We start from the raw sequence: 25,394 nt of genomic DNA on the forward strand, positions 1-25,394 counted from the left end.
CGAAGGTCAGAGGCGTGTGAGCTGGCTGTATCGCGGCTGAAGGCCGTCGCCCGAGGACTTGCCCGTGACCCGGCGGACCACCCAGGGTCCGGCAAACTCCCGCACCCAGCGCGCATTCGCCCTGATGGCGTCGGCCCGGCTCAGCTCAGGCACGGGCGTCATGGGCGGGACATCGATGGAGTGATCGTGTTCGAGGACCGTCAGCACCCTCTTCGCCATGTTCGCGTGGCCGGCGGCGGACATATGCATCCGGTCGGTGGCCCACATGCCCCAGTCGTAATATTCGCTGAAGCGCCAGTAGTCCACCAGCAGGGCGCCGTGGTCTCCTGCAATACCGCGCACCAGCTCGTTATAAATGGCGGTGCGGCCGCGCATCGTGCCGAAAACCTTGGAGCCGCGGGCGTCGAAGCCTGTGAACATCACAACGGTGGCACCTGTCGCACTCAACTTGCGGATGCCGGCGTCGTACTCGGCCAAAAGGTCGTCGATGTCGATCCTGGGACGGAGGATGTCATTGGCCCCCGCATAAATGGTCACCAGCGTGGGTTTAAGTTCGACGGCGGCATCCACCTGCTCGGCCATGATCTGCCGAAGCTTCCGGCCCCGGATGGCGAGGTTGGCGTAGCCGAAGGACGGGTCCGCGGCACCGAGCTGCTCAGCCACGCGGTCCGCCCAGCCCCGCACTCCGTTGGGGCGGGCCGGATCATCATCGCCGACGCCTTCCGTGAACGAATCTCCCAAGGCTACATATCGGGCGGAAAAATCCATATCGATAGTCTGCCACCCGTTGCCGCGAGCAACAAAGCGGCGGCTATCCCCGGATCCGGACGGCTGACTCACGCAGGTATTGTTCCACCCGCGTGTAGACATCCCGGGTCAGGGCTTTCCACAGGGCGATGGCAAGCCTCGGATCGCTGGACTCAAGTTCGGAGATCGCCTCGGCACTGAGCACCATCACCTCCACGAGACCGTCCGCCCTGACCGTCGTTTCCTGCCGGTTGCCGCTGCCCAGTGCCAGCTCGCCGAATGTCATCCCGGCGCTGAGGGTGTTGAGCTTGACCGGGTCAGAGTTGGCTCCGGAAGACGTACTGCTGACCTTGCCGGAGGTAATGAAGTAGACCCCGCCAAACCGCAGCCCGATGCGGCGGATGACGTCGCCGTCGTCGTATTTCTTCGCCGTCATGAGGCCTTGCAGGGCCAGCGCGTCCGCCTCGTCGAGCGGCGCCAGCGCGGGCGAATCCGTGACCGGAACGTGGTCCCTGAGCAGCAGGCTGTTCCCGTACTTTGCCAACAGCCGGTTTTCGCAAAATTCGACGGCGGCGCTGCGGGAGGAAAACGAAGGTACGGCCTCGTCCGGGTGCCCGTTCCGTTCGCCAAGAGACTCCGCTACGGCACCGTCCGCTTCGATCAGCACCAGTTCGCGGCGCGCGCCGGCCAGCCCCGCCCGCGCCACGTCGAGCATGCGCAGGGCGACGTCGCTGACCTGATCGGTCCGGCGAAGGTCCAGAACCACCAGCTCGACGTCGTCGTCCAGGCTGCTGAGCTCGCGCACCATTGATTCGGTCCCGGCGAAGAGAAGGTCACCATTGAGTTCAATGACGCGCGCCCGGTGTCCGTGGGCACGGAGGACGTCGGACGCTTCAGCATTGCGCCGGATGCCCGATGGCGTTTCGGTGACGTCGTATGCGGCAAGGATGGCCGAACGCCCCGCGCGCGCAGCCCTGACGAAGTGCAGTTCCATGTCCCGGGAAAGCCTCTGGGCGGTGGCCAACCCCCGGACGCTGCCGCCGTGTTCATCGAGCGGCGGAGAGTAGACCGCCAGCCCCACCTGGCCCGGCAGGACGGCGATAATTCCGCCGGCAACACCACTCTTGCCGGGCATGCCCACGCTGCTGATCCAGGCGCCGGCGTCGTCGTACATGCCGGAAGTCATCATCACCGACAACACCCGTTCCACCGGGCCGATCTCCAGTACCTGCCTGTGGGTGAGCGGATTCTTTCCGCCGTTCGCGAGGGTGGCGGCCATAATGGCGAGGTCGAAGCTGTTCACCAGGACCGAGCACTGGCGGAAATAGTCCTCCAGGACAGGCGTGGGGTCGTCCTCGATGATGTTGAAGGAGCGCAGCAGGTGGGCCAGCGCCGTATTACGGTGCCCGTGTTTCAGCTCAGACTCGAAGACCTTCTGGTCCACGGAAAGCTGACGGCCCGCGAATGCTGAATACGTGCTGAGAATCCGTTTGAAGCTGGACTGGCCGCCGGATCCATTGATCAGTGATGTAGCGGTGAGTGCTCCCGCGTTGATCATGGCGTTCGCCGGGCGGCCCGTCCCCTCTGCCAACGAGATCTCGTTGTAGGAGTCGCCGGAGGGTTCGACATCCACCTTTGCATCCACGGCGTCGTTGCCAAGGTCTTCAAGGGCCAGCCCGTAGGTGAACGGTTTCGAGATGGACTGGATGGTGAATTCCGCGCGGGTGTCCCCCACCTCATAGACCTGGCCGTCGACGGTGGCCAGCGCAATGCCGAAGCGGTCCGGATCCACGTTGGCCATTGCCGGGATGGTGCTGTAAGGCTTGCCATCCTTGAGCTGGGCGATCTCGGCGTGGATCTGCTGCAGGTAGCTCTGGATGGGCGATTCCATGGACCCAACACTACGGCCGGCGCCCGCGTTGGGTCGCGTCGCTCGTCAGGAATCGCGGTTCAGGACTCGCGGTTCAGGACTCGCGGTTCAGGACTCGCGCAGGATCCAGTGATCCGCGTCCAGCCGACCCACGATCTTCTCGCCAATGCGGGCCAGGTCGGCAACGTCCCGCTCGGAGAGTGCGTCAAGGAACAGCGAGCGGACGGCTTCCACATGGCCGGGCGCCAGCTCAACGATCGTCGCCATGCCGTCGTCGGTCAGATGGGCGGTGGTGACACGCGCGTCGCGCGGATGCGGACGGCGTTCCACCCACCCGCGGTTCTGCAGCTTGGTGACCACATGCGACAACCGCGACAGCGAGGCGCTGGTCCGGGCGGCGAGTTCGCTCATGGGAAGGAAGCGGCCTTCCGCTTCGGAGAGCATGGCGAGTACGTTGTAGTCGAAAAGCGAAAGCTTGCCCGCGGCGTGCATTTTGGTGTCCAGCGCTGCCGGGAGCAAGGTGTTGATGCTCAGCTGGGCCAGCCAGGCGCGGCGTTCGTCAGCGTTGAGCCAGCGGGGTTCGGTCATGGATACATCCTAGGAGAAAAAATCATTGACAGTTCAAGCCCCGCTGGCTGAGCAGCCGTTCCGATCTAAGGAAGCAGCATGACTGACATCACGATCATCGGTACCGGCAACATGGCGGCAGCGATCGCCGCCCGCGCCGCCAGTGCCGGCCGCAGCATCCAGATCCTTAGCCGGGATGCAGTCGCCGCATCCGCCCTCGCGTCCGAGACGAATGCCTCCGCCGGAACAACCGGCCAGGAAATTGAGGGCAGCATTGTTGTCCTTGCAACCCACTTCGAGGTGTCCAAGGACATCGCCGGTCACTACGGCGAAGCGCTCAACGGCAAGACGATCGTGGATGTCTGCAACCCTGTGGATACGGAAACGTTCGACTCCCTGACAGTGCCTGCCGGGAGCTCCGCAGCCGAGGAGATCCAGGCTCTGGTTCCCGGCGCAACCGTGGTCAAGGGCTTCAACACGGTCTTCGCCTCCACACTGGCTGCCGGGGAAGTGGCCGGACAGACGCTGGACGTCCTGCTGGCCGGCGATTCCGCCGATGCGAAGGCTGCCGTGGCCAGCTTCGTCAATGATTCCGGTTTGCGCGCCGTCGATGTGGGGCCGTTGCGCCGCGCGCGGGAGCTGGAAGCCTTTCAGCTGCTGATCATGGGGCTGCAGGCTGGCAATGCCCACCCTGAGTACAACTGGAACAGCGCACTGAAACTGCTTCCGTAGGTGCCCGGCCGGCGTGGCCGGGAGCTCCTCGCCGGGCCAGCGGGTAACCGGTAGGCTGGCCGCATGTACGTAGTCTCCCTGACCTACAAGGTTCCCGAAGAGATCGTCGATTTCCATCTCAAGGCGCACGTCGCGTGGCTGCAGGATGCCTTCGACCAGGGGATCTTTATTGTGGCCGGCCGGAAGATCCCCCGCACCGGCGCGCTGCTGCTGTCCAACGCGGACCGGGCCAGCCTGGACGCGTCGCTGGTCAAGGACCCTTTTTACACGAACGGTGTCGCGGAGTTCGACGTCGAGGAATTCCACGCCGGCAGGGTTGCTCCGGGCTACGAAAACCTCCTGGACAGCTAGTTCCCCTCGGGCGCAGCTGCCGGCGCCTTCTCAAGGAGTTTCTTGAGGCCACCCTTCCGCGGAACTTTGACCGGTTCCGGCCAGCGCGGGCTTAGCCTGTCCCCGAGGGTGACGCCGCGCAGCTTGCGGCCAAAAAGTGGCAACACCCAGTCATGCACCCAGCGCCGCTGCGCCTGTTCCCACTCCCGCAGGCTCAGTTTCGACGGCGGTTCCCACTCCAGCGGGCTGATCTTGTGCGGCACGCCCAAATGGTCCAGGACCTGGCCGGCCAGGTATTTGTGCCCCGCTTTGGACATGTGCAGCCGGTCCGAGTCCCACATCCGCCGGTCGTGGAACGCATCGAAGCACCAATAATCCACCAGCACCGCGTTGTACCTGGCCGCGATTTCCCGGACGCGGCGGTTGTAGGCGATGTTGCGCTTCTTGAGTGGCTCCAGGACAGCGGACACCTTGACGTCGAAACCGGTGAATAGCACTACGGTGGCACCCGTGGCTGCCAGCCGGGCCACGAGCGATTCGTACTCGGCCATGAGCGCATCCACATCGGTACCGAAATCCAGGATGTCATTGCCGCCGGCGTACAGGGTCACCAGGGTCGGCTGCATGGCGAGCGCCGGCTCCAGTTGCTCATCGATGATGTGCCGAAGCCTCTTGCTGCGGATAGCGAGGTTCGCGTACTCCCACCCGGGTTCGGCCTTGGCCAGCTTCTCAGCAACCCGGTCGGCCCAGCCGCGCACCCCGTTGGGCAGCCGCTTGCTCCGATCCCCCACGCCCTCGGTGAACGAATCCCCCAAGGCAACAAACCGCCGTCGCCCGTTCCTGTCCGGAAGCAAAGGAAATGAACCCATCCCCGCACCCTAACCACACAAAGAAACGGCAGGGTTAACGGCCGACGACAGGATCTGCGAGAGGGATCAGAAAATACCCGCAGGAAGTGCGAGAGGGATTGGAAAATAGCAGCGAAAGGTGAGAGAGCGTTGCAGCCGGCGCGGGACTCGGGGCCCTACAGCTCGGCTTTCCCCTGCCGCCAGTAGCCCATGAAGGCCACCTGCTTGCGGTCTATCCCGACGTCGCGCACCAGGTACCGGCGCATGTCCTTGATGACTCCCGCCTCGCCGGCAATCCAGGCGTAGAACGGCATGGCACCCGCGGGCATTCCGGGGTTCTTCGTGGCAGCGATGGCCGCGGTTTCCATCCTCGCGGGCGTTTCCCAGAGGATGTCCTGGTCCACGTCCACGTCTTCCGGTTCCGGGCCGGCCCCGCCGGACTCGGCCTTGATGCCCACCCAGCCCGGCTCGGGAACGGCGGCGCGGACGGCTTCCTGCAGGAGTTCGCCGTGCCGACGTGAGCGTCCGATCGAGGCGCCGCGTGCCAGCCAGGTGATTTCGACGTCGGCGTCCGACTTCAGGTCCAGGAAGTCACCGGCCTCGGGGACCTCAAGGAAAGCGTGCCCGCTCATATATGCCGGAAGGCTTTCGAGGATGGCGCTGATGGCGGGAACAGCGGTTTCGTCGCCCGCGAGGAGCACGCGCTGGGCCAGTCCCGGACGCCATTCGATGCCGGAGTAGATCTCCGCCGTGACGCAGTGCGCGGCACGGTTGTTGGGGCCGATGATGGTAAGCGCGTCCCCGGGTTTGGCGCCCAGTGCCCAGTTGGCTGCGGGGCCGCCGTTGCCTGCGGCGTCGAAGTGCATCACGAAATCCACGTCGATCTCGGGGTAGACGGCGTCGAGCCGTTCCTGCCTGACGGTGTAAGTGCGCATGGAGCCGCGCGTCGCCGGATCCATGGCCAGCCATTCCCGGTACCAGCCGGTCTGCTCCATCTGGAAAACAGGCAACGGCAGTTGGGTGCCGTCCTCGGCAAGCGACGGGATCATCAGCTTCACGCGCAGATCCAGGGTGCCGCCGTGGACACCGAAGTCGCGCAGGGAGTACCCGCCAAAAGTGATGCGGCGGAAGTTGGGGCTCAGTTCCTGGACGGCGGTGACCGTCACGTCGAACGCCAGGGTCATGGGTTCGGTGGTGGCAATGTCGCGGGTTTTCATGAAACGAGCTCCAGTTCAGTTGCAGTGGTGTGGTGCCGGCCGAGCGGAATGATCAGTGGGGTGCCGGAAATGGGATCGGGAAGCACCCGCGATTCCAGGCCGAAGACGTCCCGGACCAGGTCCTCAGTGACCACATGGGTGGATGTACCTTCGGCCACGATCCGGCCGCCCTTCAGGGCAATCACGTGGTCCGCATACCGCGCCGCGAGGTTCAGGTCGTGGAGGACGATGGCCACGGTGGTGCCGCGCGTGCGGTTCAGGTCCGTGACCAGGTCCAGCACTTCCACCTGGTGTGCGAGGTCCAGGTAGGTGGTGGGCTCGTCCAGGAGCAGCACGTCGGTTTCCTGTGCGAGCGCCATCGCGATCCAGACGCGCTGGCGCTGGCCGCCGGATAGTTCGTCCACGTTGCGCCCGGCGAGTTCCAGCGTTTCGGTGGCCTCCAGCGCGCGCTGCACCGCGAGATCGTGCTGCGACAAGTCGCCTGCGCTCCAACTGCGGAAGAAGCCCTGGTGCGGGTACCGCCCGCGTCCCACCAGGTCGCGGACCGTGATGCCGTCCGGTGCGGTGGGATGCTGGGGCAGGAGGCCCAGGGTCCGGGCGACGTCGCGGGCGGAGCGGCTGTGGATGTCCTTGCCGTCCAGGGTCACGGTTCCGGCCGCGGGCTTCAACAGCCGGGAGAGTCCGCGAAGCAGGGTGGACTTGCCGCAGGCGTTGGCGCCCACGATCATGGTCACTTTGCCTTCGGGAATTTCAGCGTGCAGCCCGTCAACCACCGTGCGCTGGGCGTACTTGAGGGTGAGGTCCGTGGCGCGCAGAAGAGCCATCTCAGGCATCCTTTCGATTGGAAGTGACCAGCAGCCACAGCAGGAACGGGGCGCCCAGGGCGCCGGTGACCACGCCTACCGGCAGCACGGTGCCGCCCAGCAGGAGAGGTGCGATATTCGCGGCGAAGCAGTCCGCGGCCAGCACGATCAGTGCCCCGACGAAGGCCGACGCCGGGAGGCTGGCTTTGGCAGTGAAGCGTCGGGCGATGGGACCGGCCAGGAAGGCGACGAACGCAACGGGGCCGGCTGCCGCCGTCGCCACCGCGGCGAGGGCCACGGCGACAACCACCACGGCCAGCCGGGTGAAGCCGACCCGGATGCCGAGTCCGGCGGCGGCGTCGTCGCCGAGTTCCAGGATGCGGAGAGGTCCGGAAAGAGCGGCTGCGGCCGGGATGAGGACCAGCAGGGCAAGGGCCAGGACTCCGGCGCGGTCCCAGCTGGCGGAATTGAGGGAGCCGTTCAGCCACACCAGGGCGTCGGCGGCGGTGCGGATGTCCGCCCGCGTCATCAGGAAGCTCACCATGGCGTGAAGGGCGGCCGCGATGCCAACGCCCGCCAGGATCAGCCGGCTGCCCGCCGCATTGCCGCGATTGCCGCCGCCGGACCCCAGTGAGCCGCCCCGGGAGATGGCGTAGATGAGCGCGGCCACGGCCAGCGCACCGGCGAGGGCGGCGCCGGACACCGCGGCCCCGGACGCGCCGAAAACCACGATTGCAGTGACCGCGGCGGCGCTGGCCCCGTAGCTGATGCCGATAACGTCCGGGCTGGCCAGCGGATTGCGGAGCATGGTCTGGAAGAGGGCGCCGGCCAGGCCGAACGCGGCCCCGATCATGGTGCCTATCACCGCGCGGGGAAGCTTGTTTTCCATCACGATGAAGCTTGCGCCGGGGATCTTCTGGCCGCCGGTGAGGTGGGCGAGCAGGATCTTGAAGAAGTCGGGGATGGTCACGGTGTAACTGCCCAGCAGCACGCTGACCGCGAACAGGACGACGACGGCGACCGCCAGCACGGCGGTCCGGGTCCGGGCGGTAGCGCGAACGGACAGATAACGCCCTGTTTTCGCGGTTTTGAGGGCATTATCTGCCCGTTCGCGCTCAGCACCGGGCCCAACACTCCGCTCGGAACTGGGGGCGTTGTCTCCCAGTTCACGCCCAACGTGTGCGAGGTCCGACTTGCTCACAGTCCGGCCCCCTTCCCGCGGCGGACCAGCCACACGAAGACGGGCGCGCCCACGAGGGCCGTCATGATTCCCGCCGGGACTTCGCCGGGCAGGAGGACCACGCGGCCCAGGATGTCCGCGGACAGCAGGAGCGCCGGGGCCAGGACGAGGGAAAAGGGCAGGATCCGGCGGTAGTCGGGCCCGGTGAGGAAGCGGACGGCATGCGGAATGACGAGCCCCACGAAGCCGATGGGACCGGCGAGGGCGGTGGCGCCTCCGCAGAGCAGCACAATGCCCAGGGCAGTTACGCCGCGGACCAGGCCCACCCGCTCGCCGAGGCCGCGGGCGATGTCGTCGCCCAGGGCGAGGCTGTTGAGGACGCGGCCGGTAGCCAGCACGATGCCTGCGCCGAGAATAAGGAACGGCACGCCGGGCAGCACCACGGACCAGTCCCGGCCGGCGATTCCGCCCACCTGCCAGAACCGGAACCGGTCCAGGGTGTCCTGGCTCGAGACCAGGATGACGTTCATCAGCGAGTACAGTCCGGCGCTCAGGGCGGCGCCCGCGAGGGCGAGTTTCACCGGCGTCGCACCGTCCCTGCCCAGCGAAGCGACCAGGTAGACGACGGCGGCAGCTGCCGCGGCGCCGATGAACGCGAACCAGATGTAGCCGGTCAGGGAGGAGATCCCGAAAACGTAAATGCCGGTGACGACGGCCAGCGCGGCTCCGGCGTTGACCCCCATGATGCCGGGGTCGGCCAGCGGGTTGCGGGCCACACCCTGCATGGCGGCGCCGGCCAGGCCGAGGGCCCCGCCGGCGAGGAGGCCCAGGGCGGTGCGCGGGATGCGCGCGTGCACCACCGCGTGGTCGCCGTTGGCGGGATCAAACTGGGTCAGCGCCTGCCACACGGTTTCGAAGGGAAGCCCGCGGGCGCCGACGGCCAGCGACACTGCGGAAACAAGCACGAGTACGACGACGGCGGCCAGCAGCCAGGCGGCCTGCCGACCTGCAGCCCGAACGGGCACTTGCGGCCCTTTTCCGGCTGCAGCTTCGGCTGCTTGCAGGGCCTTAAGTGTCCGTTCGCGCTGGGCGGGGCGGCTGGAAGGTGAGCTTAGGTCATCGCGCTGTCCCGCCGTCGTCGTACTTGGTGTCATGGTGGGTGCTTACTTCACTTTGTCCGCTGCGCTGGCCAGTTGCGGCAGGAACGTGTCGAGCGACCACGGCAGGCTCAGGGGCGATGACGCCGAGATGGACAGCGTGAGCGTGTTGTCCGAGTCGGCAACCAGGGCGCCGCTCTTGATGGCCGGGATCTGGCCCAGCAGGGGGTCGGCCTTGATGGAATCAGTGGTGGCGGAGTCAGGAACCCAGGTCACGAAGATGTCCGATTCGAGCTCGTTGGCCTTCTCAGCGGACCACGGGATGAAGAACTCCTTGGAGCCCTTCGAGTTCTCCTCCACAACCGGGGCCAGCTTCATGCCGATCTCCGACAGGAACCGCGGCCGGTTGTCTTTGGCCGTGTAGACATTGACGCCGTCGCTCTTGGCGGGCTCCAGGTTGCCGTAGATGAAGCTCTTGTCGGCCAGCTGCGGGTACTTGGAGACCTTGTCCTTGATGGTGGCTTCGGTGTCCGACACCAGTTTGGTGGCCTCCGACTCCTTGCCCAGGGCCTTGCCGATGATGCTGGTGGAATCCTGCCAGGAGGTCCCATAGGCGATCTCGGGGTGGGCGACGACCGGCGCGATTTCGCTGAGCTTCTTGTAGTCCTCTTCCGTCAGGCCGGAGTAGGCGCCCAGGATGACGTCCGGGTTGAGCTTGGCGATCTCGGTGAAGTTGATGCCGTCGGCCTCGGAGAACTGGACCGGAGCCTTCTCGGTGCCGAAGCCCGCCCCCAGTTCCTCGAGCTTGGCGTCCTTCCACGGCGTGGAGCCCTTGTCATTGCCGCCCCATTCGTTCTTGGGGACGCCCACCGGCACAACGCCGAGGGCGAGTGCGACGTCGTCATTGACCCAGGAAACCGTGACGACCCGCTGCGGCTGCGACTCGATGGTTGTCTCACCGAAGACGTGCTTGATGGTGACGGGGAACTGCGAACTGGCGGACTGGCTGGCCGCTGCAGTACCGGTACCGGATGCCGCCGGACCGGTGGAGCAGGCGGTGAGCGAGAGCGCGGCCGCAGCCAGAACGGCGGTTGCCTTGCCGGCGGTCTTGAGCAGCACGCGGCGGGACGGGCCGGCGGCCAGGCCGCTGCGGCCGGCGCCGAGGCCGGAGAAGAGGGGGGAAGTCACGGAACTCCTTAGGTCAATGATGCGAACCTAAGTAAGGCTAGCCTATCCTTCTACGAATTAAGGAAGCTTTGCGTAACGTAATTGTCTCAATGATTGCCCGGGCGAGGAGATCATGCGGGCAAGACGCGGCCAATGTGAGCCGTCGCACCCCGAATTTTCTTGATGCGGAGGGGTGAACGGTGGTTCACTGGTATGAGAGTAAACGCGCGTTCACCCCCTTGTGGCCGCCTCACGCCCCGAAGGTTCCGCCTCCTCATGCCCCAAACACGCAGTAAATCCCTGTCCCCCGGCGCCATCACGGCCGTCCTCGCGCTGAGCGGAACCGTGGTGGCGCTGATGCAGACCCTCGTGGTGCCGCTCCTTCCGGACTTCCCGGGCATCCTCGGAGTGACCGCCGACGACGCCTCCTGGCTCGTCACCGCCACACTCCTGTCCAGCGCGGTGGCCACCCCCATCGTTTCCCGGAGTGCGGACATGTACGGGAAACGGAAGATGATGGTGATCTGCCTGGCCATCATGGTTGCCGGCTCCATCGTGGCCGCGGTTGGCGGAAGCTTCCTCTGGCTCATCGTCGGCCGGGCACTGCAGGGGTTCTCCTCGGCCTTGATCCCCGTGGGCATCAGCATCATGCGCGACGAACTGCCCAAGGAAAAGATGGGGTCCGCCGTCGCCCTGATGAGCGCCACGCTGGGCATCGGCAGCGCCCTGGGCCTCCCGCTCGCCGGGCTGCTCTACGAAAGCCTGGGCTGGGAATCCATCTTCTGGGTCTCCGCCGCAGCCGGCAGCCTGCTGCTCACCGCCGTCGTCCTGGCGGTCCCCGAATCGAAAGTGCGCACGCCGGGACGGTTCGATTACCTTGGCGCGGTGATTCTGTCCGCGGCGCTGGCGGCACTGCTGCTGGCCATCTCCAAGGGCGGGTCGTGGGGCTGGGGTTCCGAGCCGGTACTGCTGCTGTTCCTTGCCGCGGCTGTTCTCCTGGCCGCCTGGCTCCCGTACGAGCTGAAGGTCAGCCAGCCGATGGTGGACCTCCGCACCTCCGGCAGGCGGCCCGTCCTCCTGACCAACCTGGCATCCCTGCTGGTGGGTTTCGCCATGTTCGCCAACATGCTCCTGACCACCCAGCAGCTCCAGCTGCCCACCTCCACCGGCTACGGTTTCCAGCTGAGCGTGATCACGGCCGGCCTCTGCATGGTTCCTTCCGGCCTGGCCATGGTGGTTTTCGCTCCCGTTTCCGGCGGCATCATCCGCCGGTTCGGCGGGAAGTCCGCGCTGATCGCGGGCGCCGCGGTCATGGTGGTGGGCTACGTGGGCCGCGTCTTCTTCTGGGACTCCATCGCCTCGGTGATCATCGGCTCCACGGTGGTCAGCATCGGCACGGCGATCGCCTACGCGGCGATGCCCACCCTGATCATGGGCGCCGTCCCCATCACCGAGACAGCCTCGGCCAACGGCCTCAACAGCCTGGTGCGGTCCATCGGAACGTCGACGTCGAGTGCTGCCGTTGCCGCCGTCCTCACCTCCGTGACCCTCACCGTGGGGTCCGCCCGGTTGCCGTCGTTCGAGGCATTCAAGGACGTCTTCTGGATGGCGGCCCTTGCGTCCACGGCCTCCATGGTGGCCGCGGTGTTCATTCCCCGGGCCGCGGCCGCCGCCACGGCAGCGCTTCCCGCACAGGCCGCCAACGAGCTCGTGGTGCAGGGACGCGTCCTGACGGCTGACCGCCGCCCCGTCGCTCCCGCCGTCGTCACCGTCCTCCAGACCAGCGGTGAACCGGTGGACTGGAGCCGGGTGGACAGTGACGGCAACTACTCTGTGGCGCTGCCCGGAGCGGGCACGTACCTGATGGTGGCCAACGCCGCAGGCTGGGCTCCGATGGCTGAGGTGTTCGATTTTGACGGCCGCACGCTCCAGCAGAATTTCCACCTCGAGGACCGCCTGGAGCTGGCCGGAACCGCGACCGTTGGAGGTGCCGTCCTTCCGGATGCGGTGGTGACCCTCCTGCAGGCCTCCGGCGAACATGTGGCAACAACCCGGACCGATTCCGAGGGCCGGTATTCCCTGCCGCTGCCCCTGGCCGGCCGCTACATCGTGACCTTGCTGCACCCTGCGACCCACCAGGCCATGGCCCGGAAACTGGCCGTGGACAACCGCTCCGTGACGGCGGACCTGACGATCGACACTCCGGCCGGCCAGCTGGTGGACGCGTGAGCACCGCCGGGATTTCCAGCCGCGACGCCATCCTGGACTCTGCGGGGAGGCTGTTCGGCGAACGCGGCTACCGGGGCGTGACCGTCCGCGACATCGCCTCCGACGCCGGCGTTTCGGCAGCGCTGGTGATGAAGCTGTACGGTTCCAAGGAAAAACTGTTTGCCGCCGCCAAGCCCGACGAGTCGCTGCTGTCCGATCTCGACGTCCCGGCCGCCGAGCTGGGCGCCACGCTGGTGTTCCGGGTCCTGATGCGCCGAGAGCGCGGGCTGAAGGAACCGTGGGCGATGCTCCCGTTCACCATCCAGGACTCCCCCACGCCCGACGCCGCGCGGCTGGAAACACGCGAACGGTACCTCGCAGCCATGGCCGGGATTATGAAAGACACGACGCCGGACCGCCGCTACGCTTCCACGGTGGTGGCGCTGATGACCGGCTTCGGTGAGGCAGTGCGCACGCTTGGCATGTTCGACGGCTGGGACTTCGATGAGCTGGTGGCCCACTACGGGGCGATCGTCCAGGCCCAGATCGACGCCTGCCCGTAACGGACCGCCACCCGCCGCTTTCCCCCCGACGGGCGGGCCGGGTTGAGGTGCCGGGTTAGGCCGGGCGGGGGTTAGCGCAGGACGATGTCCACCGGGTTCGCCTCGGACCTCCATTGGCCCTCGGCACCGGCCCGCGGCCCGATCACCGGAGACGTGAGCACGCCGGAGCGGTTGGTGCGCTTGTCCCGCAGGATTTCCGTCACGGAGCCGAGGTGCCGCGACAGGTCGATCACGTTTTCCGGCGCCGCCAGCAGGAGCTGGAAGCCGAATTCGTGCAGCGCTTTGATGCCGGCCCCGGCGAATTCCTCCGAGGCCAGGACGAAGGCCTCGTCCATCATCACAGTGCCGTAGGTGGTGAAGCCCTGCTCGGCGATGCCCAGCTGGTAGCTGAGGGCCGCGGCCATGATGAACGCCGTGAACCGCTGCCGCTCGCCGCCGGACATGGAGCCCGTGTCCGCGTGCATAAACACATCGGTCCGCTTGCCGCGCTTCTTGCCTGAGGCGGGGTCAACCACTTCGCGGTGTTCCTTGCACTGGATGAACAGGTGCCCGCGCACATCCAGCACCTCGGCCCGCCAGCGCCGGTCCTCCGGGGTCTGCGAACCCAAACGCTTCACGAGCGTTTCCAGCGACTTGTAGCGGTTGGTGAGCTCGGCGTCGTCGTCCGTTTCAGCTCCGGAAGCCGCCGCGCCCGCAGCGCGCGAGGGACGCGTGTGCCGAATTTTCAGCGCATTCTGGATGGCATCCTTGAACTGCTTCGCGGTGGGCGGGAGCGTCTGCTTGATGTCGAGTTCCAGGAAGCTGCCCTCATGGAAATTGACCTCGGACAGGATGCCGTTCAGCGGCAGGATACGGCTGGTGATCGAGCGGCGTTCCTCATCCAGCAGGTGCAGCAGCGTGCTGAACGATTCGTGCGTGCGCTGGTTGAAGAACTGACGGAACTCGGCTTCCTGCGCGGGCAGGCCGTCGCTGACTATGGCGTGGTAGCGGGCCTCGAACTCCCCGGCGGCGCCGATGGACGTGCCGTGGTCCGCGGAAATCGCCGTGCCCCATTCACGCACAAAGCCCTCGAAAATGCGGGTGAGCCGCTCCGAGGTCGCCTGGCCGCGGGACTCGGCGGTGTGCAGCTCGGCAAGGAGCCGGGTCCGGACCTCGTTGGCCAGGTTGTCCAGCTCATGCATCTCGCCGACGTCGCCGAACGCGGAGAAGTACGGTTCCAGTGCCGTCACGGTGGACTCCGACGGCGGTGCCTGGCCCAGGCGCGTGCGCGCGGCTTCCAGCAGCGAATCCCCGGCGGTGAGCTGCCGGTCCAGCGCCTTGTATTCGCTCTGGAGGACAGCTGCGGCTTCCGTGCTGGCCTGGTGCTTCTGCCGGGCCACCTCGATGTTGGCCCGCAGCGGCTCCAGGTCAGCCTGCGCGGCGAGGGCATCCTTGAGGCGCTGCTCGATCTTGCCGAGTTCGTCCTCCGCCACTGCCGCGGAAACCTGCTCCCAGGGCCGGTGGTCCTCGGCGATCCGGCGCAGCGCGTCCAGCTGGCGGGTCATGCCCTGGTGCGACTCTTCGCGGCCTCGCGCGAGCTCGGCTGCCTTCGCGAGTTCCTGCTGCAGATCCTCCACCTGCGTCGCCACGAGTTCCAGTTTCGAGGCATTGTCGAAGCCGAGGACGTAGTCCTGCCTGCTGGTGAAGCGGTCGTCCTTCTCCACGGTGTGGGGGTTGCGCTTGACCACGCCGCCAAGGCTCAGGCCCTTGTCCAGCCTGGCCAGTTCATCCGGGTCCTCGACGCACGGGTACGCGAAGTCGACGGCGATCCGCTCACGGATCCACTGCCCGGCGTCGGCCGCCGGCCCCGTGGTGAGGATGTCCAGCTTGGTCAGCAGCTCGCCGTCGGCCACGTCCTCCACGGCCAGCGCACCTCCCGCCAACGGCTTGGACACGTCAATGGCGCGGAGTGCGCCGCGGACGGAGTTGTCGTTGAGGTAGCGGGTGACGGCCCCGAAGTGTTCACCGGGAACCAGCAGCGTGGTGGCCAGGTTCCGCAGCGCGCGCTCGGCGGCCGGCCGCCACCGTTCCTCCCCCTCTGCGAGGTCGATCAGCTCGCCGCCGAACGGCATCTGCTCTTCGGGCACGCCGGTCGCCGCGGCGATCGCGGTCCGGTTTTCAATGCTCGACGGCGGCAGCAGGGACTTGCGCGTCTTCAGCGAGACGAGCTCCTGCTGGGCCGCCGCAAGTTCACGTTTCTTCGTGGCGTGGCCGTCGAACGCCTCAAAGCGCAGCTCCTTCAGCGCCTCCGAGTCGCCCTGCAGTTCAGCCGAACGGGCGGCCGCGTGGGTGTGGGCCTGCTCCCAGCCCTCCGCCGTCCACTCAAGGTCCAGTCCGGCCTCGGCCAGGGCCTGGCGCGCGGCTTCCTCGACCTGCTGGCGCAGCTTGAGCCCCACCCGGGCGTTTTCCAGCGACTGCTCGATCGCCGAGATCGCGTTGCCGCCCTGGTTGTTGTAGTCCGCTTCAAGCTGCCGCAGATCCTTGGCCAGACCGTCCCGGACCGCACGCTCCGCGGCCAGCTCCCTGGCTTTTGCCTGGGCGAGGTCCTTGTAACGGACCAGGGTCTTCTCGTGGACCGTGACGGCCAGCTGCTGCTTGTAGGCATCGAACTCTTCGCCGACCAGCTCCCGCAGGCGGTTCGCGTCCAGCAGGGACTGCGCGTATTCCTTGTTCAGGCCGGGCACCGGAGCAAGCTGGTCACGCTGCTGCCGCACGTCCTCCAGCCGCTGCCGGATGGACATCAGGTTGCTGAATTCCTCGACGACGTCGTCCGCCGCGGCCAGCGTGGCCGGCGCATCGAGCACCTGGTCGCGGAAGAACGTGTTGACGCTGCCGCCCAGCCCTTTGCCGGCCTGGATCACGCGGAGCAGCGGCAATGCCTGGTCCGAGTTGATGCCCAGGAGCCGGCGGAAGCGCTCGGCGAACGCCTTGTGCACGTCGAAGACCTGTGCGTCCGGAAAGATCACGTCCAGCGCGGCCTTGGTAAAGCGCTTCTCCGCAATGCCCTCGATTGCGGCGAGGTCCAGCGGCTTGTTGTCGATCAGGTAGTACCGCCCGACGCTCGACTCAGTGCCGTTTTTCGGCAGGTCGAACAGCGCCGACACCGTCACCTTCGTGCCCGCTGCGTTATCGAACGTCAGGGCGACGGCGGACCACGTGGCACCGGGGCGCTGGAAGGCACTGGCCGAGCCCTCGCCCACGGCCTTGTCGCCCACCTTGCCGCGCATGTACGTGAACGTGGTCCTCTTGTCCTCCACGGCACCGGAGCGCTGCGCCGCGGCCTCGTTGGAACGCGGCCGGGCATCGAACACGCGCAGCATGGCGTCGAACAGCGTCGACTTGCCGACCCCGGAGTTGCCCGTCAGCAGCGTGCCGTTGCGGTCCACATGCATGGTGTGGGCGCCGTGGAACGTGCCCCAGTTGACCACCTGAACCAGCGCGAGCCGCATCTGGCCCGGGTTGGTGAGCTCGCCCATCGGCAGCATGGTTGCGATGCTCACTTGGTGCTCCCTTCAGCGTCGTCCTCAGTGTCATCATCCGGGCTGGCGGGACTGTCACGGTCGAGCTCTATCAGCGCTTCCGTACCGGTGGGGTCTGCCGTGGCTGCTACCAGCGCTTCGATCTGGGCCGGGATGTCGCCGATGTTTTCGAAGGGGAGGGCCAGCGGGAGGGCATTGGAGATGGTGTAGACGTCCTCGAGGCCGGTGGTGATGAGGAGCTGGCGGGCCAGGAGCTTGGTGATGGCGCGGTTGACGACGTCGGAGTCCCGCAGCGCATCCTGCTGGCCGGACGGCTGGTAGTGGGCCACCAGCTCGGCGATTTCCTCTTTTGTGATGGTCGGATCCGTCTGCGCTGTGACGTGGCGGTCCAGCAGGAGCCTCAGGCGCAGCAGCACGATGGTCTCCACCCGGCTCAGCGCACGCTGCTGGCGGAGGATGCTGGAACGGGTGCTGCCGCCGATGGCGTCCGGATCAACCGGGCGCAGCACGGCCACCTTCCGTTCGTGGTCAAGCTGGAGCGTCAGGAAAAGCTCGGACAGGCGGCTGCGGAGGATCAGCTGGTTGTCCAGCAGCGTTGTCCACAGTTTCTCGTCCCGGCCGCCGTCGATGTACGGGCCCTTGAGCAGCTTCACCAAAGCCTGGCGGACGTTCATCGGCAGCACGCCCGTATCGCCCGGGAACAGTGCGGCGCCGTCCACGAAGGTATCCCGCGGGGTGACCGTAAACGGATCTGCATAGGTGTGTTCAGGCGCTGAGGGGGCTTCCGGGGTCTCAACGGGCTCGGCCACCGGGGCTGCCGTCGTCGTCATCTCTTCAGTCATCGTCAATCCTTTGTGAGCGTGACCACCGGCAGGAATGCCTTGCGGGTGGTGCCGTCAATCTGTTCGAAGTCGATGGCGTCCCAGCCGGCGCGGTCGAAGCCGGCGCCGTCGTGCAGCGCGTGGGACAGCAGGGCGCGGATGGAGTTGATGTGGCGTTCCTCCGGCGGAAGCTGCTCCCACGCCTCCGGCAGCGTGGCGGCCCCGGCGAGCGCGGCGCGGATGGCCGCCGGTTTGGCCTTCCCGGTGCGCGGCGAGCGCACGCGGTCCGAGTCGCTGAAGGCAATGGGATCGGCCAGCTTGGGCGGGGCTGCGAACTCGTCGGGGTCAAAGAGCTTGACCATGGACAAGGACTCGAAGCCGGCATTGAAGAGCACCGGTCCGGGCACCAGCCCAGGACGTTCCCGTTCGTACGGCAGCGAGCGGATTGCCTGTTCGGCTTCGCGGAGCACCTTCCGCAACCGGACGGATTGGCGGAAATCGTCACTCTGGACGTAGGTGTTGAGGCTTTCACTGAGCTTGCCGTAGATCCGCTGGATCTGGCTGTGCTGGGTGCGGAGTTCGGCCACCAGGTTCTTCAGCGTTTCGCGGTCCTCGTGGCTGAGGTCGTCCGCGAACTGGCGGCTGAGCACCTCTCCGATCGCGGAGCGGAACCGCAACTGCTGCTGCGGGTCCTCCAGGAACGCAGTGAAGGACCGGAACGTCCTTCCTTCGGGACTCTGCCGGAGCCGCTTGTCCGCCTCCAGCACCTGCGCCATGGTGGCGCCCTTGCTGAGGGATTCCTCGATGATCTGGTTGCGGAGCTCGCCCACCAGTTCCTCGATCCGGTCACGCATCTTCTTGTAGTCCGCCGGCAGGCTGGCTGCGAGGTCCAGGATGTTTCCGGCGGCCTCCACGGCCTCGTCGTCGTCCAGCAGTCCGTCGAAGTCGCCGGAGCTGATGTCCTCGATGAGCTGCTGCCGCTCCTCGATCTCGTCCTCGAGGGACTCCAGCCGGGCGGTCTGGTCCGGGTTCGTCTCATTGGCGAGCTTCTCGACGTCGCCCAGCAGAGTCCCCAGCCGGGAACCGTTCAGGGTGGAGCGTTCGCTGGAGAGACTGTCCAGGAAGGCGAGGACGCGGGCCGCGGGCTCCGTGACTTCGTAGACGATCTGCCCGGACTGGTTGCGGCGGGTCAGGAAATTCTTGCGGGTCCATTCATCGCCGAAGGACTTCCCGTTGGCTACCCCGCCCAACCCCGGGTCCTGGCGGCGGAGCTGCTCGAGGAAGGCATCGACGTCGGCATGGAACTCTTCCAGCGGAAGCTGGGGACGGGTCCGGGTAAAGGATGCCTGCAGGACCGCGATGACCCACGGCGCGGACCGGGTGAGCGCCCATGCCGGTCCTTTGGTCAGAAGTTCGAGGTCCCGAAGCCGGGCATTGATCGCGTCCGCGGAGGACGGTGCGGATCGGGACACACACCCTCCTTCAGCTGCCACGGGACTCGTCGGGCAGCGGAAAACCCGAAAACTGCCAACTACAAGGTTAACGCAGTGCGCCCGGGAGCCGGCCCGGCGCTCGTTTCACCCCGGATCCGGCACCCTGCGAATCCGCGCGGACCCCGGGGCACCTCCCGCGAAGCCGGTAGTGCTGTTACGTGTGTTACTGGTGGGGTTACAGTGACCGCGCCGTGACCTACGGACCGGTAGCATTTCGATCCCGTATCAACACCTGCGCCACGGCCGTCCGGGTCTGGTTGGGGGCGCCGTCCGCACCCTACGCTCGTGCTACTTGATCCAGCCGAGCAATGATGCAGGGGGAAACATGCAGTTCGATCTCAGCGCAGTAGAGACAGGCACTTTCGTGTTCATCGGAACGCTCGTGTTTGGCCTGCTGATTGTGGCATTTATGATGACGGCCGGCTTCCTGGCCATGGTGCTCGTGGGGTTGGGCCGCTTCGCGTGGTTCATCATTGCCGGCACCCTGCTGGGACTGGTGCACGGCATCAACCACCTCTGGGACCGGCTGGTGCACCACGCCTCCACGGTGGAGCTTCCCGGCGACTTTCAAGGGCAGCCTTCCCCTAGCACGGGAACTTACCCGCGGGTAGCATTGAGGGACAGCTGAAGGGTTCCCCACCCGAGGCGGACCCAGGGCTCGAGCCGGCCAACCCGGTTAGAGGAGATGCCCCGTGAGCTCTGCCACTGACAGTCCAGCCGCCGACGTTCCCGTCGCCCCCGACAAGATCGGGCCAGAGGCCACCGAAGCCGATGCCCGGGCCATTACGGAGGCCGCCCGGGAAACAACCTGGGACCGGCCCAGCTTTGCCAAGGGCCTGTACCTGGGCAGCTTCGACCTCTCACTGATCCACCCCTGGCCCGAGGCCAGGACCGAGGACGTGGAACGCGGCGAAGAATTCATGGCCCGCCTTACCGCCTACTGCCGGACCATGTCCGGCCGCCTGATCGAGCGGGACGCCCGGATCCCGGACCAGTACCTCGCCGGCCTGGCCGAGCTGGGCGTGTTCGGCATGAAGATCCCGCGCGAGTACGGCGGCTTGGGCCTGTCCCTCGTGTACTACGGCCGGGCGCTGGCCCTGCTGGGTTCGGTGCATCCGAGCCTCGGGGCATTGCTCTCGGCCCACCAGTCCATCGGCGTCCCCGAGCCCGTCAAAGTGTTCGGCACCGCGGATCAGAAACAGGAATACCTTCCCCGCTGCGCCGCGGGCGCCATCACGGCGTTCCTGCTCACGGAGCCCGACGTCGGGAGCGACCCCGCCCGGATGGGCAGCACCGCCGTTCCCACGGACGACGGCGACGCTTACGTCTTGGACGGCGTAAAACTGTGGACCACCAATGGCGTGATCGCCGAACTGGTGGTGGTCATGGCGCTGGTGCCGCAACACACGGATTCCGACGGAAACGTCCACAAGGGCGGCATCAGCGCCTTCGTGGTGGAAATGGACTCCCCCGGAATCACGGTGGAAAACCGCAACGCCTTCATGGGGCTGCGCGGCATCGAGAACGGCGTGACCCGCTTCCACCAGGTCCGGGTGCCCGCGGCAAACCGGCTCGGCCGCGAAGGCCAGGGACTGAAGATCGCCCTCACCACCCTCAATACGGGCCGGCTTTCCATTCCGGCCCTCTGCGTGGCGTCCGGACGGTGGAGCCTGAAGATCGCCCGCGAGTGGTCCAACGCACGCACCCAGTGGGGACGGCCGGTGGGCAAGCACGAAGCTGTGGGCAAGAAAATCGCCTTCATCGCCGCGAGTGCCTTCGCCCTGGACGCAGTCTTCGAACTGTCCGCCGAAATGGCCGACGCCGGCCAGAAGGACGTCCGGATCGAGGCCGCCCTCGCCAAGCTCTGGTCCACGGAGATCAGCTGCCGGATAGCCGACGAGCTGGTGCAGATCCGCGGCGGCCGCGGCTTTGAGACGGCGGATTCGCTCGAAGCCCGCGGCGAGCGCGCCGTGCCGGCGGAACAGCAGCTCCGTGACCTCCGGATCAACCGCATCTTCGAGGGTTCCTCGGAAATCATGAAGCTCCTGATTGCCCGCGAGGCCGTGGATGCCCACCTCGCGGCAGCCGGGGACCTTGCCTCCGCGGATGCCAGCCTGTCCGACAAGGCCAGGGCCGCCGTCGGCGCTTCCGGGTTCTACGCGAAGTGGCTGCCCAAGCTGGTGGCGGGCGCCGGCATGGATCCGCGGTCCTACACCGAGTTCGGCAGGCTCGCCAAGCAGCTGCGGTTTGTGGAGCGGTCCTCGCGGCGGCTCGCCCGGCAGACGTTCTACGGGATGGGCCGGTGGCAGGCCAAGCTCGAGCACAAGCAGGCGTTCCTGGGCCGGATCGTGGACATCGGCGCCGAGCTGTTCGCCATGGCCGCATGCTGCTCCCGCGCCGAGGGGATGCTCCACACCAACCCCGAGCGGGCCGCCACCGCCTACGAGCTCGCCGAGGCATACTGCGAGCAGGCGCGGGTCCGCGTGGATGAGTACTTCGACCAGCTGTGGCGGAACACGGACGACGCCGACCGCGACCTGACGGAAAAGGTGCTCGCCGGTGACTACACCTGGCTGGAGGCCGGGGTCCTGGACCAGTCCGAAGGCACCGGACCGTGGATCGCCGATGCGTCTCCGCGGGCATCCGTGAAGGAGGACCTGCACCGCAAGTACCGCTGATTCCCGCCGATTTTCGACCCGCCGGAGATGCTAAGCACCCTTGCTACCACCGGCATGCCGTGGTTAGGTGGACGTAGGACCACCATGCACGTCTCCGCATAGCGGTGGCCGGCCCAAACAATGGGTACGGTCCAATCGATGGAAGCGAGAACGCCTGATGAGCAGCACAGTAGGACCCGAAGACAGACAGTCCCGCCGCGCCGCCCGCGGCGAGGGCGCCGACGGCATCGACGCCGGCAACCGCACGGATGGCAGCCGCGTAGAAAACAGCCGGGTGGAAGACAGGCTTGAGGGCCGGCGCAGCTACGCTGACGCTCCCGGCGGCAGCCGTAATTTCGACGCCGGGACGGACAACGACGACGACACCCGGGCCTACGCGGTGCCGCCCGCGAGCGAGCACCCTCTCGCTGCCGACCCGAATGCTGCGACCCGCGAGACCGTGATTGCCCGCGAGAAGGAGCAGTTCGGCGGGATCAAGATTGGCTCGGCTTTCTTTGGCTGGCTGGCCGCGACCGGAACGGCCGTCCTGCTGACCGCTTTGGTGGCAGCGGCCGGAACAGCGGTGGGGCTCGCTACCAGCACGGACGTCAACGAAGCGGTGAACCAGGCCTCCACTGACCAGACCGTGGGACTGGCAGGAATCATCGTACTGCTGGTGATCCTGTTCGTGGCCTACTACTGCGGCGGTTATGTGGCCGGCCGGATGGCACGCTTCAACGGAGCCAAGCAGGGATTCATGGTCTGGGTCTGGGCCGTGATCTTCGCAGTGCTGGTTGCGTTGCTGGCCATGATCGCCGGCGAGCGCTTCAACATCCTGGCCAACCTGAACAGCTTCCCGCGGATCCCCGTCAACGAAGGCCAGCTGACCACCACCGGGATTATCGCCGCCGTCGTGGTGGCTGTGGTGGCACTGATTGGCGCCGTAGTCGGCGGCCTGGCCGGCATGCGGTTCCACCGCAAGGTGGACCGGGCCGGGTTCACTCCCGTAGAAGCTGACGCGGAGCGCTAGCTCCTGGCCTCGTCAAGCCCAACCTCGTTGAGGTAGTACCAGCGGCGGTCAACACGCAGGAACCGGCTGGTTTCGTGGTGGATCCCCCGCTCGCCGTCGTGCCTGAAATAGGCCTTGAACTCGACGACCCCTTCCGAATCCAGGGGTCCGCCGCGGCGGGTGGAAACAATGTCCAGCCGGCGCCACCGCATGTCCGGATCCAGTTCGAGTTCCGCCGGCCTGGTATCCGGGTGCCAGGTGCGGAGCAAGTAGGCGGCATCCTGGACCACAAAGGCGCTGTACCGGGAGCGCATCAGCTGCTCCGCCGTCGGGGCCTCGGCGTCGCCGCGGTGGAAGCGGCCGCAGCAGTCCGCATACTGCTCACCGGACAGGCACGGGCAGTTTCCTGGAGGGGGCACAGGTGGTCCTTTTCGGGGGTGGCTGGAGGGCGCCAGGTGGCTGCCTCCGACTATATGCCGCGACCGGGCGGAAACTGCGTTGTCATATCCGATAACAGCTTCGACACAACCCCCGAGCGGACCTCACTGCGGGCGTGTTGCCCAGCAAAAGTCCGTATTGTTAAGGGGTGCTTATCGCCGGGTGGTTACAGCCGGCACACAGGCGCTGCAGGCCGTAAGGAGAGGTAAATGGAAGATCCCACCACCATTGCCCTGAACCTGACCTTTTTTGGCACGCTCGGTGTGGCGTTCGTCATGTTCATCGGCCTCTTCCTGGTTTTCGTAGCCACACTGCTGCTTGCAGGGCTGGGCCGGCTGGTCGCCGTCACAGTCATGGCCTTGTTCGGCCGGCGTCCCGCTACGGTGACCCGTCCCGCCGCGTCGTCTCCTCCCGCCGGCTCGCCTCGTCCTTCCCCGGCGCCTCGCCCACAACCGAAGCTGCGCAGCTCATCGGAAAAGCAGCCGCGCACAGGCAGCACCAGCCGCCGCGAGACTCCCGCCCTGGCCGAAGACTGGGCAGCCGCGGTGGCCCGGGCAGACGCCCGCGCCGCAGCCCGGGCCAAGGCCGCAGCTGCGCCCGAGGTGAAGGTCACCGTGCGCGATCTCCCCAGCCCGGACGCCCCGGTGGAAGAGGTCAGGGAGGTAGCGCCGCTGGTGGAATCCGCCACGGACCAGCACGCCACCGTCCGGCCCATACCGCGCTCCTTCGAGAAACCCCCGGGACCGGGGTCGATGGCCATGCTGGACACCGGTTCCCTGGTTTCCCTGGCCGGCCATCCGGGCGCCTTGAAGGGCACCCTGCCGGCTGAGCACCGCCGCGCCGGCTGATTCACAATTCGTCATTGACGCCCGCTGCGTTACTCCGGACTACGCAAGACTAAGAAGTGCTTCGCCGGAGCCCTCCGCCGGGCCGATTTTGTGTAGCCTCGTGACGATCCACAGCAATCAGCCGTGGGAGTCAGACGTGAGGAAACCGGGAATGAGCCTCAACCAGTTACGGGTGTTCGGGCGCAGCGGGACCCTGATCAGCCCGCTCACCTTGGGCACCATGAACTTCGGCGAGGGCGCACCGGCGGACCCTGTTGGCGCCGGCGGCACCGCCCAGGGCTATGCGCCCACCGGCGCCGAGGAAAGCATCCGCATCATCAACTCCGCGCTGGATGCCGGCATCACCGCGGTGGACACCGCGGACGTCTATTCGCAGGGCCAGAGCGAGCAAGTAGTGGGCCGCGCCCTCAAGGGCCGCCGGGACGACGTCTTCATCGCCACCAAATTCCACGGCCAGATGAGCGCCAACCCCGCCCACTCGGGCAACTCAAGGCGCTGGATCATGCAGGCAGTGGAGGGCAGCCTCCGCCGCCTCCAGACGGACCGGATCGACCTCTACCAGGCGCACCGTCCGGACTACAACACGGATGTCCTGGAAACCATCACGGCGCTGAACGACCTCATCCGGCAGGGCAAGATCCTCTACTACGGAACCTCCGTGTTCACCCCGGCGCAGCTCGTGGAGGCCCAGTGGCTGGCCACCACCAACCACCTCATTCCGCCGGTGGCCAACCAGGTCCCCTATTCGATGCTGGTCCGCGGCACCGAACGCGATGTCCTTCCGATCGCCCAGCAGTACGGCCTGGGTGTGCTGGCTTACGGTCCGCTGGCCGGCGGCTGGCTGTCCGGGAGTTTTGTCCTGGACGCCGGGAAACCGCCCACACGGGTCCACTCCCTTCCCGGCCGGTACGACATTTCCGGCCCCGCAAGCGAGCGCAAGCTGCTCGCCGCAGATTCCCTGGCCCGCCTGGCCGACAAGCTGGAACTGCCTCTGGTGGACCTCGCGGTCGGATTCGCCCTGAACCATCCTGCCGTCAGCAGCGTGATCGTTGGCCCGCGGAGCGAGGAACATCTGCGCGCGTACCTGAAAGCGGCTGACACGGTACTTGACGAAGCCGTGCTGGACGCGATTGATGATCTGGTGCCGCCCGGCACCAACTTCGTGGAGCGCGACGCCGGCGCCGTTGTCCCCTCCCTGGAATATGCGGAACTGCGCCGGCGGTAAACCGCAGGTCGGTGGCGGAAAGCCCTGACCCTGAGCAACCAAGTGGACTACGGTAA

Annotated in this window: 22 protein-coding genes; 9 read left to right on the top strand and 13 right to left on the bottom strand. The window is 66.8% G+C overall.

The window, feature by feature from the left end; all coding sequences use genetic code 11:
- Nucleotides 1-6: 6 nt before the first annotated feature.
- From ACSQ1X_RS20360 to ACSQ1X_RS20370, 3 genes are all read right to left on the bottom strand, one after another.
- Nucleotides 7-768 (bottom strand): SGNH/GDSL hydrolase family protein, encoded by a 762-nt coding sequence (locus ACSQ1X_RS20360; RefSeq protein WP_436059058.1) that lies wholly within the window; start codon nucleotides 766-768, stop codon nucleotides 7-9.
- 43 nt (nucleotides 769-811) lie between these two features.
- Entirely contained in the window at nucleotides 812-2,638 is a 1,827-nt protein-coding gene (gene glsA / locus ACSQ1X_RS20365; protein ID WP_436059059.1) for a glutaminase A, read from the bottom strand.
- Nucleotides 2,639-2,725: 87 nt separating this feature from the next.
- Nucleotides 2,726-3,205 (bottom strand): MarR family winged helix-turn-helix transcriptional regulator, encoded by a 480-nt coding sequence (locus ACSQ1X_RS20370; protein WP_028272376.1) that lies wholly within the window; start codon nucleotides 3,203-3,205, stop codon nucleotides 2,726-2,728.
- A gap of 78 nt (nucleotides 3,206-3,283) precedes the next feature.
- Here ACSQ1X_RS20370 and ACSQ1X_RS20375 point away from each other — a divergent pair, with 78 nt between their 5' ends.
- Nucleotides 3,284-3,916, top strand: coding sequence for an NADPH-dependent F420 reductase (locus ACSQ1X_RS20375; RefSeq protein ID WP_436059060.1), 633 nt, complete (start codon nucleotides 3,284-3,286; stop codon nucleotides 3,914-3,916).
- 63 nt (nucleotides 3,917-3,979) lie between these two features.
- Nucleotides 3,980-4,267 carry a YciI family protein gene (locus ACSQ1X_RS20380; protein WP_436059061.1) on the top strand — a complete coding sequence of 96 codons (288 nt, stop codon included), beginning with the start codon at nucleotides 3,980-3,982 and terminating at the stop codon, nucleotides 4,265-4,267.
- Here ACSQ1X_RS20380 and ACSQ1X_RS20385 read toward each other — a convergent pair.
- From ACSQ1X_RS20385 to ACSQ1X_RS20410, 6 genes are all read right to left on the bottom strand, one after another.
- Nucleotides 4,264-5,115: an SGNH/GDSL hydrolase family protein gene (locus ACSQ1X_RS20385; RefSeq protein WP_436059062.1), complete on the bottom strand. Its 852-nt coding sequence runs from the start codon at nucleotides 5,113-5,115 to the stop codon at nucleotides 4,264-4,266. The genes ACSQ1X_RS20380 and ACSQ1X_RS20385 overlap by 4 nt on opposite strands.
- Before the next feature lie 155 nt (nucleotides 5,116-5,270).
- Nucleotides 5,271-6,311 (bottom strand): siderophore-interacting protein, encoded by a 1,041-nt coding sequence (locus ACSQ1X_RS20390; RefSeq protein WP_436059063.1) that lies wholly within the window; start codon nucleotides 6,309-6,311, stop codon nucleotides 5,271-5,273.
- Entirely contained in the window at nucleotides 6,308-7,135 is an 828-nt protein-coding gene (locus ACSQ1X_RS20395) for an ABC transporter ATP-binding protein (protein WP_436059064.1), read from the bottom strand. The genes ACSQ1X_RS20390 and ACSQ1X_RS20395 overlap by 4 nt, the downstream gene beginning before the upstream one ends.
- A 1-nt stretch (nucleotide 7,136) precedes the next feature.
- Complete coding sequence (locus ACSQ1X_RS20400; RefSeq protein WP_436059376.1) at nucleotides 7,137-8,180, bottom strand: FecCD family ABC transporter permease; 1,044 nt, start codon at nucleotides 8,178-8,180, stop codon at nucleotides 7,137-7,139.
- Nucleotides 8,181-8,311: 131 nt separating this feature from the next.
- Entirely contained in the window at nucleotides 8,312-9,448 is a 1,137-nt protein-coding gene (locus ACSQ1X_RS20405) for a FecCD family ABC transporter permease (protein WP_436059065.1), read from the bottom strand.
- A 9-nt stretch (nucleotides 9,449-9,457) separates the two neighbouring features.
- Nucleotides 9,458-10,579, bottom strand: a complete 1,122-nt coding sequence (locus tag ACSQ1X_RS20410; protein ID WP_436059066.1) for an iron-siderophore ABC transporter substrate-binding protein — start codon at nucleotides 10,577-10,579, stop codon at nucleotides 9,458-9,460.
- A 255-nt stretch (nucleotides 10,580-10,834) separates the two neighbouring features.
- Here ACSQ1X_RS20410 and ACSQ1X_RS20415 point away from each other — a divergent pair, with 255 nt between their 5' ends.
- A complete protein-coding gene (locus ACSQ1X_RS20415) occupies nucleotides 10,835-12,787 on the top strand; it encodes an MFS transporter (protein WP_436059067.1) in 1,953 nt (650 codons plus the stop codon).
- Nucleotides 12,784-13,329 (top strand): TetR/AcrR family transcriptional regulator, encoded by a 546-nt coding sequence (locus ACSQ1X_RS20420; protein ID WP_055800540.1) that lies wholly within the window; start codon nucleotides 12,784-12,786, stop codon nucleotides 13,327-13,329. Before ACSQ1X_RS20415 ends, ACSQ1X_RS20420 begins: the two co-directional genes overlap by 4 nt.
- 71 nt (nucleotides 13,330-13,400) lie before the next feature.
- Here ACSQ1X_RS20420 and ACSQ1X_RS20425 read toward each other — a convergent pair whose 3' ends face one another.
- The 3 genes from ACSQ1X_RS20425 to ACSQ1X_RS20435 are packed head-to-tail and all read right to left on the bottom strand — an operon-like array spanning nucleotide 13,401 to nucleotide 19,140.
- Nucleotides 13,401-16,868 carry an ATP-binding protein gene (locus ACSQ1X_RS20425; RefSeq protein ID WP_436059068.1) on the bottom strand — a complete coding sequence of 1,156 codons (3,468 nt, stop codon included), beginning with the start codon at nucleotides 16,866-16,868 and terminating at the stop codon, nucleotides 13,401-13,403.
- Nucleotides 16,865-17,689 (bottom strand): DUF4194 domain-containing protein, encoded by an 825-nt coding sequence (locus tag ACSQ1X_RS20430; protein WP_436059069.1) that lies wholly within the window; start codon nucleotides 17,687-17,689, stop codon nucleotides 16,865-16,867. Before ACSQ1X_RS20430 ends, ACSQ1X_RS20425 begins: the two co-directional genes overlap by 4 nt.
- A gap of 2 nt (nucleotides 17,690-17,691) precedes the next feature.
- Nucleotides 17,692-19,140: a DUF3375 family protein gene (locus ACSQ1X_RS20435; RefSeq protein WP_436059070.1), complete on the bottom strand. Its 1,449-nt coding sequence runs from the start codon at nucleotides 19,138-19,140 to the stop codon at nucleotides 17,692-17,694.
- 346 nt (nucleotides 19,141-19,486) lie between these two features.
- Here ACSQ1X_RS20435 and ACSQ1X_RS20440 point away from each other — a divergent pair, with 346 nt between their 5' ends.
- From ACSQ1X_RS20440 to ACSQ1X_RS20450, 3 genes are all read left to right on the top strand, one after another.
- The gene (locus ACSQ1X_RS20440) at nucleotides 19,487-19,789 is read left to right on the top strand and encodes a hypothetical protein (RefSeq protein ID WP_055800530.1); all 303 of its coding nucleotides are present in this window, start codon (nucleotides 19,487-19,489) and stop codon (nucleotides 19,787-19,789) included.
- 64 nt (nucleotides 19,790-19,853) lie between these two features.
- Nucleotides 19,854-21,839, top strand: a complete 1,986-nt coding sequence (locus tag ACSQ1X_RS20445; RefSeq protein WP_436059071.1) for an acyl-CoA dehydrogenase family protein — start codon at nucleotides 19,854-19,856, stop codon at nucleotides 21,837-21,839.
- A 157-nt stretch (nucleotides 21,840-21,996) separates the two neighbouring features.
- Nucleotides 21,997-22,848: a TIGR04086 family membrane protein gene (locus ACSQ1X_RS20450; RefSeq protein WP_436059072.1), complete on the top strand. Its 852-nt coding sequence runs from the start codon at nucleotides 21,997-21,999 to the stop codon at nucleotides 22,846-22,848.
- On the opposite strand, the gene ACSQ1X_RS20455 is transcribed toward ACSQ1X_RS20450, so the two are convergent.
- Nucleotides 22,845-23,246 (bottom strand): YchJ family protein, encoded by a 402-nt coding sequence (locus ACSQ1X_RS20455; RefSeq protein ID WP_436059073.1) that lies wholly within the window; start codon nucleotides 23,244-23,246, stop codon nucleotides 22,845-22,847. The two genes, ACSQ1X_RS20450 and ACSQ1X_RS20455, sit on opposite strands and share 4 nt — an antisense overlap.
- A 228-nt stretch (nucleotides 23,247-23,474) precedes the next feature.
- Here ACSQ1X_RS20455 and ACSQ1X_RS20460 point away from each other — a divergent pair, with 228 nt between their 5' ends.
- Nucleotides 23,475-24,113 carry a hypothetical protein gene (locus tag ACSQ1X_RS20460; RefSeq protein WP_436059074.1) on the top strand — a complete coding sequence of 213 codons (639 nt, stop codon included), beginning with the start codon at nucleotides 23,475-23,477 and terminating at the stop codon, nucleotides 24,111-24,113.
- 151 nt (nucleotides 24,114-24,264) lie between these two features.
- Nucleotides 24,265-25,338, top strand: a complete 1,074-nt coding sequence (locus ACSQ1X_RS20465) for an aldo/keto reductase (RefSeq protein WP_436059075.1) — start codon at nucleotides 24,265-24,267, stop codon at nucleotides 25,336-25,338.
- Nucleotides 25,339-25,394 lie beyond the last annotated feature (56 nt).

This window comes from Arthrobacter sp. LjRoot78 (assembly GCF_964254335.1).
GTDB lineage: Bacteria > Actinomycetota > Actinomycetes > Actinomycetales > Micrococcaceae > Arthrobacter.

Excerpts from the sequence above, each read along its gene's own strand:
- ACSQ1X_RS20360 (WP_436059058.1), bottom strand. The coding sequence starts at position 768 with ATGGATTTTTCCGCCCGATATGTAGCCTTGGGAGATTCGTTCACGGAA.
- glsA (WP_436059059.1), bottom strand. The coding sequence starts at position 2,638 with ATGGAATCGCCCATCCAGAGCTACCTGCAGCAGATCCACGCCGAGATC.
- ACSQ1X_RS20370 (WP_028272376.1), bottom strand. The coding sequence starts at position 3,205 with ATGACCGAACCCCGCTGGCTCAACGCTGACGAACGCCGCGCCTGGCTG.
- ACSQ1X_RS20375 (WP_436059060.1), top strand. The coding sequence starts at position 3,284 with ATGACTGACATCACGATCATCGGTACCGGCAACATGGCGGCAGCGATC.
- ACSQ1X_RS20380 (WP_436059061.1), top strand. The coding sequence starts at position 3,980 with ATGTACGTAGTCTCCCTGACCTACAAGGTTCCCGAAGAGATCGTCGAT.
- ACSQ1X_RS20385 (WP_436059062.1), bottom strand. The coding sequence starts at position 5,115 with ATGGGTTCATTTCCTTTGCTTCCGGACAGGAACGGGCGACGGCGGTTT.
- ACSQ1X_RS20390 (WP_436059063.1), bottom strand. The coding sequence starts at position 6,311 with ATGAAAACCCGCGACATTGCCACCACCGAACCCATGACCCTGGCGTTC.
- ACSQ1X_RS20395 (WP_436059064.1), bottom strand. The coding sequence starts at position 7,135 with ATGGCTCTTCTGCGCGCCACGGACCTCACCCTCAAGTACGCCCAGCGC.
- ACSQ1X_RS20405 (WP_436059065.1), bottom strand. The coding sequence starts at position 9,448 with ATGACACCAAGTACGACGACGGCGGGACAGCGCGATGACCTAAGCTCA.
- ACSQ1X_RS20415 (WP_436059067.1), top strand. The coding sequence starts at position 10,835 with ATGCCCCAAACACGCAGTAAATCCCTGTCCCCCGGCGCCATCACGGCC.
- ACSQ1X_RS20430 (WP_436059069.1), bottom strand. The coding sequence starts at position 17,689 with ATGACTGAAGAGATGACGACGACGGCAGCCCCGGTGGCCGAGCCCGTT.
- ACSQ1X_RS20440 (WP_055800530.1), top strand. The coding sequence starts at position 19,487 with ATGCAGTTCGATCTCAGCGCAGTAGAGACAGGCACTTTCGTGTTCATC.
- ACSQ1X_RS20450 (WP_436059072.1), top strand. The coding sequence starts at position 21,997 with ATGAGCAGCACAGTAGGACCCGAAGACAGACAGTCCCGCCGCGCCGCC.
- ACSQ1X_RS20460 (WP_436059074.1), top strand. The coding sequence starts at position 23,475 with ATGGAAGATCCCACCACCATTGCCCTGAACCTGACCTTTTTTGGCACG.
- ACSQ1X_RS20465 (WP_436059075.1), top strand. The coding sequence starts at position 24,265 with ATGAGCCTCAACCAGTTACGGGTGTTCGGGCGCAGCGGGACCCTGATC.